Genomic DNA, 11,131 nt, shown 5'->3' with positions numbered 1-11,131 from the left:
CAGTTGCTCCTTCGGTCACTTTAATAGACCGGGAACATTATCCATTGATGTGATATTTCTCTTATATTTGAAAAAATATAATGTTCGTGAATAGAACTTTCGAGATGAAAGATACTAAATTCAAAGCTGGTGATGATTAACATCATTGCCAAGTTAGTAAAATCATCAGATGAAAGTGAGGCAACATTGGATGAAAGCAACTGGAATTGTTCGTCGAATCGATGATTTGGGTCGTGTTGTTATTCCCAAAGAAATACGCAGAACTTTGCGTATCCGTGAAGGGGATCCGTTAGAGATTTTTGTGGATCGTGACGGAGAAGTCATTTTGAAAAAGTATTCACCAATCAGCGAGTTAAGCGATTTTGCCAAAGAATATGCAGAAGCCCTATTTGATAGCCTCGGTAATCCTGTGTTAATCTGTGATAGAGATACTTATATTGCTGTAGCTGGTGGTTCGAAAAAGGATTATTTAAATAAGAACATCAGTGATTTAATTGAAAAAACAATGGAAGAGCGTAACTCTGTTCTACATACGCAGCAGGGTGAAATGGCATTAATTGAAGGAAATGATGAAGCGGTCTCATCTTATACTATTGGTCCTATCATTGCAAATGGTGATCCAATCGGTGCTGTAATTATCTTCTCTAAAGAAGGAACCCTTGGTGAAGTAGAGCAAAAAGCTGTTGAAACAGCAGCTGGGTTCCTCGCTAGACAAATGGAATCTTAAATCAGAACTTTACATTTAAAAAAAGACAGCTTCTGCTGTCTTTTTTATATGTCTAGCTGCAGCGCCTGTTCAAGGCGCTTCTGCCTTTCTTATGCTATAATACCTTGGAGTTTTAATAAGCAGGTGAAAAAATGCAAGAGTCCAGCAATTCGTCTAAAGCCGTATTTAAAGGGGCTTTTATTTTAACCCTTGCGGCAATCCTATCAAAGATTTTAAGCGCCTTTTACCGAATTCCTTTTCAAAACATTGTCGGAGATGTGGGCTTTTATATATATCAGCAAATATACCCTTTTTATGGAATGGCTGTGGTATTGTCAACCACTGGTTTTCCTGTTGTCATTTCAAAGCTTTATGCAGAACAAAAGGAACAGGGAGAAGATCTCAAGAGGCGATTGCTCCTGTTTGCCTCGTTCATCTTTTTACAAGTCTTCGGCATTATCTGTTTTTTGATCCTTTATCTGGGTGCGGAAGGAATTGCCGGGTGGATGAACGATCCGCATTTAGCCATCTTACTTCGGGTTGTAGCCATTGTTTTTTTAGCCTTTCCGATTAGCTCAATGTTAAGAGGCTATTATCAGGCCTCCGGGTATATGACGCCGACCGCTTTATCACAGGTAGGAGAACAAACCTTCCGCGTGATAACGATTATAGTCTTATCCACGATATTCATGGAAAAAGGCTACTCCCTTTATTTAGTAGGCGGGGGAGCGATGTTTGGTTCGATTACGGGCAGTATCGTTTCTGCTATTATACTGTTTATGTTTTTATGGATACGTAAAGAATGGAAGATAATCCTTCCTGTTAAAGGGATATTCATTAGTTATAAAAGAGAGATTTCGGCCATTTGGAAGGCTTTGTTCTTTCAGGGATTGATGGTCTGTATAAGCGGGATGCTGATGATCTTTCTGCAATTAGCTGATTCCTTAAATCTATTTTCACTGTTAGTTGCAAATGGAATGGAAACGGAACTGGCTAAGAGTATAAAGGGGGTGTTTGACCGCGGACAGCCATTAATTCAATTAGGAACAGTTGCTGCCACCTCCATGTCGCTGGCACTGGTGCCGTTGATTACTAAAGCCCGGTTATCATCAAAGCCTTTGGAATTGCTTGGGAAGATTCAATTATCGTTAAAGGTTAGTATCGTTGTAGGGGTTGGGGCTTCTGCGGGCCTTTGGGCGATTATAGAACCAACTAACATCATGCTGTTTGAGGATCATTCAGGTTCCACTGTATTGGGTGCCCTAAGTTATGTCATATTCTTTACATCGATTATTTCAACAATAATTGCCATTTTGCAGGGAATGGGAAAGGTCTGGTTTCCAGCCTTTGCCGTCATGATGGCTTTTCCGTTAAAATATATATTAAATCTCATACTTATCCCGCTCTCAGGGATTATGGGAGCAGCTGCTTCTTCTCTTATTACACTAGCAATTGTTACATTCATTTTATGGATGTATTTTAGAAAGTTGTCGATGGGTCCTCTGTTAGTCAAGGGATTCTTAAGAACTCTGATGATAGCAACTTTAGGTATGGTCTTGATTCTAAAGGGTTATTTATACATAACGGATTATTTCTTTGATTATTTAGAAATGGACCGGCTAGGGGCGGCTCTGCAGGCAGTTAGTGCGGTCATATGCGGGGGATTTCCCTTTTTATTGATTATTATCCGGGGCAGGGTTTTTCTCGAGGAAGAACTAGTACTATTTCCGTTTGGAAGTAGAGTAATCTATTTATTAGCACGAAAGGATAGAAGTGAATATGAAAAAAGAAATTGAGGTGCTCGGACTAGGGGCTGGAGAGTTAGAGCAACTGCCGGTAGGGGTATACAAGAAATTATTGAAGGCAGATCGGCTTTTTTTACGAACAAAAGAACATCCGGTTGTCTCGAGTCTTGAAAAAGAGGGATTAACCTATGTTTCGTTCGATTCTGTCTATGAAAAACATGATCAATTTGAGGCTGTCTATGAGGAAATTGCGCAAACCTTATTAAGAGAGTCCCAAACAGGACCGGTAATCTATGCGGTTCCTGGACATCCGCTTGTTGCCGAGAGAACAGTTCAGCTCCTGTTAGAGTATAGTTCAAAAGAAGACGTACATATAACGATTGGCGGTGGGCAGAGCTTTTTGGATAGCATCTTCGCTGCCTTGAAAATTGATCCAGTTGAGGGGTTTCAGCTTCTTGATGGTACGGACATTTCTGCCGGCCAGCTGCAGCTGGAACAGCATATTTTTATCAGCCAAGTATATGATCAATTTATTGCATCTGAAGTAAAGCTAACCTTGATGGAGAAATTGCCGGATGATTATGAAGTGTCTATCGTAACAGCAGCTGGGAGCAGTCAAGAGTCTATTGAAAAAGTAGCCCTGTATGAGCTGGACCGGAATGTATCACTTAACAATTTAACTTCAGTCTATGTACCGCCGGTTAAGGATGAGCAAATATTGTTGAAAACCTTCACGAAGCTTCGTGATATTATTGCTATTTTAAGAGGGCCAAATGGCTGCCCATGGGATAAAGAACAAACACATGAATCATTAAAAAGGTATTTAATTGAAGAAACATTTGAAGTGATTGATGCGATTAATCAGGATGATCTTGATCATTTAGTTGAAGAGCTTGGGGATGTCCTGCTCCAAGTCATGCTCCATGCCCAAATTGGCGAAGATGATGGGTATTTTTCGATTGATGATGTGATTGAAAGCCTATCAGAAAAAATGATTCGCAGGCATCCGCATGTTTTTGGCAATAAGACAGCAGATAATGCAGAACAAGTGGTCGCGAACTGGCAGGAGATTAAAAAGCAGGAAAAGGGAGAGACGGAGAAGGAAGCCTCTCTATTAGAAGGGGTTTCAAAGGATCAGCCTAACCTTCTTCGGGCCTATGAACTGCAAAAGAAAGCGGCGAAGGTTGGATTTGATTGGCAGGAGATTGGGCCGGCGTTGGAGAAAGTGAAAGAGGAACTTGATGAATTTGTGAATGAGCTTGATGGGACAGAGGAAGGTTTGCTCCTTGCCAAAAAGGAGTTTGGAGACCTGCTGTTTGCTTTTGTGAATGTAGCAAGATTCCTAAAGATTCATCCAGAGGAAGCGTTGTTTGAAACCAATGAAAAGTTCATCCGCCGGTTTAAGTTTGTCGAGGAAAAGGTGAAAGAGAGCGGACGGTCTTTTGAGGAGCATACACTTGAGCAGCTTGATCGATACTGGGATGAAGCAAAAGTAAAAGGATTATAATTTGAGGGGGAGTATTCATGCGCTTAGATAAGTTTTTAAAGGTTTCAAGAATTATTAAAAGAAGAACTTTGGCAAAGGAAGTATCTGACCAAGGAAGAATTGAAATCAATGGAAAAGAGGCGAAGGCAAGTTCCACTGTCAAGGTGGGGGATGAGTTAACCATCCGCCTTGGGCAGCGGAAATTAACGGCTCGAATTGATCGAATTCAGGAGACTTCCCGCAAGGAGGAGGCCGCTGAGATGTATACCATCTTAAAAGAAGAGAAGCTTGGCTCACCAGACCCTTTTTAAATTTCACTGGTTAATGTCCAGCTCCAGCGCCTAGCCCCTCGAGGTCACAAGCCAATCCGTCCAAAAGGTTAAAGAACAACCTTTCGGCCGGCTCGTCTTGTGCTTGCCTTAGGCTGATCAAGTCGCTTTCGCTTTTCGGAGTTCTAATCATGTCCTTCATCACATAAAAATGTACAAAAGGGTTGTACAAATGATTGTGAGGGATGAAGGATGAGCCAATATTATGATAACAATCCGTCAAAGAGCAGTGTTCCAGACCATGATGTGATTATGAGAGGAAGAAAGCTGCTTGATATTACCGGGGTTAAACAAGTAGAAAGTTTTGATAATGAGGAATTCTTATTAGAAACAGTTATGGGCTTTTTAGCCATTAAAGGGCAAAATCTGCAAATGAAAAACCTTGATGTTGAAAAAGGGATTGTCTCCATTAAAGGAAAAATCTTTGATTTAGTTTATCTGGATGAGCAGCACGGGGAGAAAGCTAAAGGATTCTTTAGCAAGTTATTCAAATGACCCTTTCGACGCAGTTCCTTACCATGCTTTCTATGATAGGTATGGGTTCGTTGTTTGGCGCAATGTTTGATACGTACCAGCGGTTTTTAAACCGGCCAAAACAAAAAGCTTGGATTGTCTTTATAAATGATATTTTATTTTGGATCATTCAAGCTTTAATTATTTTCTATACGTTATTTTTAGTGAATAGCGGAGAGTTGCGTTTTTATATTTTTATCGCACTGCTTTGTGGATTTGCTGCCTATCAAGCTTTGTTCAAAGGTATTTATCTTCGTCTCTTAGAAGTTGGGATTCAGACGGTTATCGCAATTTATAAATTTATAACCAAAATGGTTCAAATGCTGATTTATAAACCGATCGTTAGTCTTATCCAACTATTGATTATGATTATTATTGCAATTGGCAGGGGACTATTAACCCTTGTCAAACTTGTTTATAAGGTTTTACTATTTATCCTAAAAGTTATCATTTTTCCATTGCAAAAAATCCTGTTATTATTTTGGAAACTTTTGCCGAAAAGTATTAAAAAAACAGTCGAGAAGTTATATAATAAAACGGCAGGAAATTTTAAGGAAATAAGGAATTATATAAATAAATGGCTGGACAAATGGAAAAGGAAGAAAGAGTAAGGAGGTTTTTAGGGAAATGGGTGCGGACTTAAAAAGAAATGTATCAAGAATTCAGACAACCTATGTAGAGCAGCAAGAATACGCCGAGATTGCTTCAGCTCGAAAAAAGAAATTAGTGTTAAGACGCTTATCGGTATTTTTTGTTCTTGCTAGCTTACTAACCTATTTGATGATTTCAAATTACCTCTCCCAAACCGCCAAACTCGATGCTAAATTGGCACAAAAGAAAAAGCTTGAACATCAGCTTACTGATTTAAAAAAGCAGGAATCCCTCCTTCGGGAAGATATCGTTAAATTAAATGATGATGATTATATTGGAAAGCTGGCGAGAAAAGAGTACTTTTTCTCCGAAAAGAATGAGGTTATTTTTAATATTCCTGATGAGAAAGAAGAAAATTGAGCCAGTTTTACGAGATATTGACACTGATTTTTTAGTTTCTGTATAATATATAGAAAGTTTGACTTTTTAAAATCTAAGGAGGAACATTCTTTATATGTCAATTGAAGTAGGCAGCAAGCTACAAGGGAAGGTAACAGGGATAACAAAATTCGGAGCGTTTGTGGGACTGCCAGATGGATCAACAGGACTTGTACACATTAGTGAGGTTGCTGATAATTATGTAAAGGATATCAATGACCACTTAAAGGTCGGTGACCAAGTTGAAGTAAAGGTTCTTAATGTTGAGAAGGATGGAAAAATCGGCTTATCGATTAAAAAGGCAAAAGATCGCCCAGAGTCGGAGAAAAAACAATATTCACATTCGCAACGCCCTCGTCAAAACCGTTCAAACGATCGTAATAACAACAATAAAGGGGAAACTTTTGAGTCCAAAATGTCCAAATTCCTAAAGGATAGCGAAGATCGTTTATCTTCCTTGAAGCGCAACACGGAGTCTAAGCGTGGAGGAAGAGGAGCTAGACGCGGTTAACTTGCTGCATACTTACTGGGGATAAGGCAGGTTTCACTTATTAGAAAAAAGGCAAGCATCGGCAGCTTGTCTTTTTTGCTTTACATTATTGTCCAGCTGCAGCGCCTAGGGGCTCGGGGTCATAAGCCAATCCGTCAAGAAGGCTAAAAAGCAGCCTCCTCGCCGGCTTGTCTTATGCCTGTCGCCCCTGGTCAAGGCGCTTCCGCTTTTCTTGGTGCCTGTCACCATGTGAAGAATTCACATGGTGACAGGCACCTTTTCTACTTTAAACGACATAAATATATTATTTGAATGAATATAGTAGAAACCGTCGAACGATTATTGAATCTCGTTCACTATTTTGACAAACTTTTAAATCTATTAATTTTATAATAGTTTGCAACGATGAAAGAATAGGGGAGTGTGATTTATGGAAAAGACTAATGTTACTTTGATAGAACCAGTCGGAGAAGTCAACCTTCATTCATCTAAATTGGATTTGGGAAAAGGATTACGGAAAGTCCAATTAATGCTCGAATCCTTCTTTATAAAAAAGGGTTACATTTTAATATTAGTAGGATTCTTGCTTGGACGGGCACTGATTTTGGCAAAATTAACCCCATTCTGTCTGCCATTTTTTGCTTCTGTTTACTTAATCAAAAGGGATCGGGCCCCGCTTGCATTGATTGGATTAATCGTCGGAGCTGCCACCATTTCATTAGGAAATGCGGTATTTACCTTTGCTGTTACGGTACTGTTCCTTATAATCTATCGAATAAGTGAAAAATGGCTGACAAATGAAGTAAAGTCCCTGCCATTTTTTGTCGGGGGGATTCTAGGCTTTGGGAAATTAGCCGAAACCTTCATTCTATCAAGACAATTGACTATGTACGATTTAATGATGGTAGGGGTCCAGACAAGCCTTGCCCTTATTCTAACTCTCATTTTTTTACAAAGTATTCCATTAATAACCTTAAATAAACGAAGACAGCTTTTAAAAACCGAAGAAATCGTCTGTTTAATTATCATGCTGGCTTCCATTATGTCAGGCACGATTGGCTGGAAGGTATATGATATGTCGATTGAACACATCATGTCGAGATACCTGGTTTTGGTATTTTCCTTTGTAGCCGGGGCAACAGTAGGTTCCACCGTAGGCGTGGTCACGGGATTGATATTTAGTCTTGCGAGTGTTTCCAGCTTCTATCATATGAGTTTATTAGCATTTTCAGGCGTACTTGGAGGATTGCTGAAGGAAGGGAAAAAAATTGGGGTCTCCCTCGGCTTATTTATTGCTACCCTACTGATCGGTATGTACGGAGAGGGAGAAGGTTCCATCTTACAAACCGTATTAGAGACATGTTCTGCCGTTCTCTTATTCCTCTTAACACCACAAGCCTTTACTTCAAGACTAGCAAAATATATTCCAGGAACGCCGGAACACACCGCTGAACAGCAAAAATATATGCGGAAAATGCGTGATGTTACGGCACAACGGGTGTCCCAATTCTCAAGTGTATTCGATGCCCTTTCAAAGAGCTTCTCTCAAATGGAAGTGATGCAGGAGGACGAAGAGCAGAACCGGGAAATGGATTATTTCATGAGCAATGTGACGGAACGGACCTGCCAAACCTGCTTCAAAAAAGAACAATGCTGGGCAAAGAATTTTAATACAACCTATGCAGCGATGGAAGAAGTTATTCGTGAAATGGACCAAAACGATGGCTCGGTTTCACCGAGACTATCAAGAGAATGGGATAAGATATGCTCCCGTTCTAAGAAGGTATATGAAACGATCGGCCAGCAGTTAACCTTCTTCCAAGCAAATATAAAACTGAAGAAGCAGGTAAGGGAGAGCCGCAAGCTGGTAGCAGAGCAATTATTAGGCGTATCCGAAGTTATGGATAACTTTGCAAAAGAAATCCAGCGAGAAAGAGAGAATCACTACAAACAAGAGGAACAAATCATGGAGGCAATCCAGGATTTTGGTATCCATATTGAACAAGTTGATATCTACAGTTTGGAACCAGGCAATGTTGATATTGAGATGGCCGTTCCGTTTGGCAATAGCCACGGAGAGTGTGAAAAGTTAATTGCCCCGATGCTATCAGATATCCTTGGGGAAACAATTATCGTAAATAAAGAAGAATACGGCAGCATCCCTGATGAATTAAGTAATGTAAACTTTCGATCATCTAAGGCCTATACGGTAGAGACAGGTGTTGCCCATGCAGCGAAAGACGGCGGCTTAGTATCAGGTGACAGCTATTCCACGATTGAGCTTGGATTAGGTAAGTTCGCTATTGCTATTAGTGATGGAATGGGGAATGGAGAACGGGCGCATTACGAGAGTAAGGAGACTCTGCAGCTTCTACAAAAGATATTACAATCAGGAATCGAAGAAAAGGTGGCAATCAAATCGGTTAACAGCATTCTCTCACTCCGGACGACAGATGAAATTTTCTCTACATTAGATTTAGCAATGATTGATTTAAAAAATGCATCTGCCAAGTTCTTAAAAGTTGGCTCTACTCCAAGTTTTATCAAACGAGGAAACAAGGTCATCAAAATTCAGGCGAGCAACCTGCCAATGGGTATTCTTCAGGAATTTGAAGTCGATGTTGTCAGCGAGCAATTAAAAGCGGGGGACTTGCTGATTATGATGAGCGATGGTGTCTTTGAGGGGCCAAGGCATGTTGAAAATTATGATTTATGGATGAAACGCAAGGTGCAGGAGTTAGAAACCGATGACCCGCAAGAGGTAGCTGACTTAATTATGGAAGAGGTAATCCGCTCAAGGTCTGGATTAATTGATGATGATATGACGGTCACGGTGGCCAAGATTAAGCATAATACCCCAAAATGGGCAACCATTCCTCTCCATAAAATGAAACGGCATGCCTAACGGGTTAATTTATCCAACTCACCGTTAAAATATGTATAAATCTAACCCATCTCGTCGAAAATGGTAGCAATACTATTTGTGGAGGGGAGAAGGTTATGTACACAGGAAAGATTCGGCAAATATTACTGATCACAGATGGATGCTCTAACCAGGGGGAAGACCCCATTGCAATGGCAGCGCTAGCGAACGAACAAGGAATAACTGTGAATGTTATTGGTGTAATGGAACAGGATGTGATTGACGAAAAGGGTATTACCGAGATTGAGGGGATTGCCTTGTCAGGCGGCGGGGTCAGTCAGATTGTTTATGCAGAAAGACTTTCACAAACGGTCCAGATGGTTACTAGGAAAGCGATGAATCAAACCATTCAGGGAGTAGTAAACCGTCAGCTTCAGGAAATATTGGGACGTTCACAAACAATGGAAGACCTGCCGCCGGAAAAACGCGGTGAGGTCATGGAAGTAGTGGACGAATTAGGGGAAACTGTCGAATTAGAGGTGTTGATTCTTGTCGATACAAGTGCAAGCATGAAACATAAGCTCCCGACAGTAAAAGAAGCGCTCCTTGATCTTTCTCTAAGCTTGAACGCCCGAACGGGAGATAATTTGTTTTCTGTTTATGTATTTCCCGGGAAAAAGAATGATGTCGAAAAATTGCTTGATTGGACTCCAAAGCTGCAAGTTTTGACAAGTGTCTTTTCGCAGCTATCGACTGGAGGCATCACACCAACTGGTCCGGCATTAAAGACCGCATTATCTGCTTTTACAGAGAAAAAACAATCATTAAGGAGCCTGCTGTCTCGCGATGATGAATCATACTTTGAAGAGTCAATATAAGGTAAGCCCAGGGACGATCATTACAGGTAAGTGGCATTCACAGAAATATACAATCATAAAGGAACTAGGATTTGGTGCAAATGGTGTGGTTTATCTTGCCAGACATAATGACACTCAGGTGGCTTTGAAGATGAGTGATAATGGCATGTCAATCACCTCAGAGGTTAATGTTTTAAAATCCTTTGCAAAGGTCCAGGGGCATTCCCTCGGGCCTTGTTTGCTTGATGTCGATGATTGGCATTGGAATAATAATCGTATCTCTTTTTATGCAATGGAATTTATTCAAGGTCCGGACTTTTTGTCTTTTCTACAATCGAAAGGACCCTCTTGGACAAGTGTTTTATTTTTACAACTGTTAAATGATTTAGAGCAGCTTCATCAAAATGGATGGGTCTTTGGTGATCTTAAACCAGAGAATTTACTTGTAACAGGACCGCCTCCGAAAATAAGGTGTATAGATGTAGGCGGTACGACGATTCAAGGAAGAGCGATTAAGGAATTCACTGAGTTTTATGACCGGGGATATTGGGAATTAGGATCGAGAAAGGCTGAACCATCTTACGATTTATTTGCAGTCGCAATGATAATGATCAATACCGCTTATCCAAAACGTTTTTTGAAAACGACCGGTGGATTAACACAGCTAAAGAATGCCATTCTTCAAAAACCAGAGTTAATGAAATTTGAGCCAGTCATTCTAAAGGCTCTTCAGGGACAATATACTCGTGCAAAACAAATGCGAGAGGACTTATTGGAGATCATGGTTGATAATAATGCCAATGCTCAAATTAAACCAAGAATGAATAAATCAAATCCATTGCAGCAGAAACAAATGACACAAAGGCACGGAAATAGCGGCCAAAGCATGCCTCTTTCAAGGGTTAACTATCGCCGGAAAAAGAAAAAAAGCGGCAGGATGGAATTTTTATTTATCATTATCGTTCTAGGTGTCCTATATGCTTGGTATACTTTTAATAATTTACCATAATAAAATGAAACTAAATTTTAGTTCATCCGTATAAAAAGAAACCCTATTTTTCAAAGTAAAATGTGACTAAGATTTTACAATAATGAAGTGTCTTTATTTTTGAT

Annotated in this window: 11 protein-coding genes; all 11 read left to right on the top strand. The window is 40.1% G+C overall.

What is annotated here, in order from left to right; translation table 11 throughout:
* Positions 1-190 precede the first annotated feature (190 nt).
* The 11 genes from spoVT to GXK58_RS23785 all read left to right on the top strand — a co-directional run bounded on the left by spoVT (position 191) and on the right by GXK58_RS23785 (position 11,027).
* Entirely contained in the window at positions 191-727 is a 537-nt protein-coding gene (spoVT, locus tag GXK58_RS23835) for a stage V sporulation protein T (protein WP_160725673.1), read from the top strand.
* A gap of 131 nt (positions 728-858) precedes the next feature.
* Positions 859-2,502, top strand: coding sequence for a putative polysaccharide biosynthesis protein (locus GXK58_RS23830; protein WP_160725672.1), 1,644 nt, complete (start codon positions 859-861; stop codon positions 2,500-2,502).
* The gene (mazG, locus tag GXK58_RS23825; protein WP_160725671.1) at positions 2,486-3,958 is read left to right on the top strand and encodes a nucleoside triphosphate pyrophosphohydrolase; all 1,473 of its coding nucleotides are present in this window, start codon (positions 2,486-2,488) and stop codon (positions 3,956-3,958) included. Before GXK58_RS23830 ends, mazG begins: the two co-directional genes overlap by 17 nt.
* A gap of 17 nt (positions 3,959-3,975) precedes the next feature.
* The gene (locus GXK58_RS23820; protein ID WP_160725670.1) at positions 3,976-4,248 is read left to right on the top strand and encodes an RNA-binding S4 domain-containing protein; all 273 of its coding nucleotides are present in this window, start codon (positions 3,976-3,978) and stop codon (positions 4,246-4,248) included.
* Positions 4,249-4,458: 210 nt separating this feature from the next.
* Positions 4,459-4,761, top strand: a complete 303-nt coding sequence (gene yabP, locus GXK58_RS23815; RefSeq protein ID WP_101648650.1) for a sporulation protein YabP — start codon at positions 4,459-4,461, stop codon at positions 4,759-4,761.
* Positions 4,758-5,390, top strand: a complete 633-nt coding sequence (gene yabQ / locus GXK58_RS23810) for a spore cortex biosynthesis protein YabQ (RefSeq protein WP_160725669.1) — start codon at positions 4,758-4,760, stop codon at positions 5,388-5,390. Before yabP ends, yabQ begins: the two co-directional genes overlap by 4 nt.
* A 16-nt stretch (positions 5,391-5,406) precedes the next feature.
* Entirely contained in the window at positions 5,407-5,790 is a 384-nt protein-coding gene (locus GXK58_RS23805) for an FtsB family cell division protein (RefSeq protein WP_160725668.1), read from the top strand.
* Positions 5,791-5,884: 94 nt separating this feature from the next.
* Positions 5,885-6,319: a S1 domain-containing RNA-binding protein gene (locus tag GXK58_RS23800; RefSeq protein ID WP_160725667.1), complete on the top strand. Its 435-nt coding sequence runs from the start codon at positions 5,885-5,887 to the stop codon at positions 6,317-6,319.
* A 409-nt stretch (positions 6,320-6,728) separates the two neighbouring features.
* On the top strand, positions 6,729-9,203 hold the full coding sequence (spoIIE, locus tag GXK58_RS23795; RefSeq protein WP_160725666.1) for a stage II sporulation protein E: 2,475 nt from the start codon (positions 6,729-6,731) through the stop codon (positions 9,201-9,203).
* 95 nt (positions 9,204-9,298) lie between these two features.
* Entirely contained in the window at positions 9,299-10,039 is a 741-nt protein-coding gene (locus GXK58_RS23790) for a vWA domain-containing protein (RefSeq protein WP_160725665.1), read from the top strand.
* Positions 10,008-11,027 (top strand): protein kinase domain-containing protein, encoded by a 1,020-nt coding sequence (locus GXK58_RS23785; protein ID WP_160725664.1) that lies wholly within the window; start codon positions 10,008-10,010, stop codon positions 11,025-11,027. Before GXK58_RS23790 ends, GXK58_RS23785 begins: the two co-directional genes overlap by 32 nt.
* Positions 11,028-11,131 lie beyond the last annotated feature (104 nt).

Origin of the sequence: Bacillus sp. USDA818B3_A (assembly GCF_009928415.1) — a bacterium.
Lineage (GTDB): Bacteria > Bacillota > Bacilli > Bacillales > Cytobacillaceae > Neobacillus.
The sequence above is the reverse complement of the archived record's forward strand: the minus strand, read 5'-3'. Positions and strand labels throughout refer to the sequence as shown.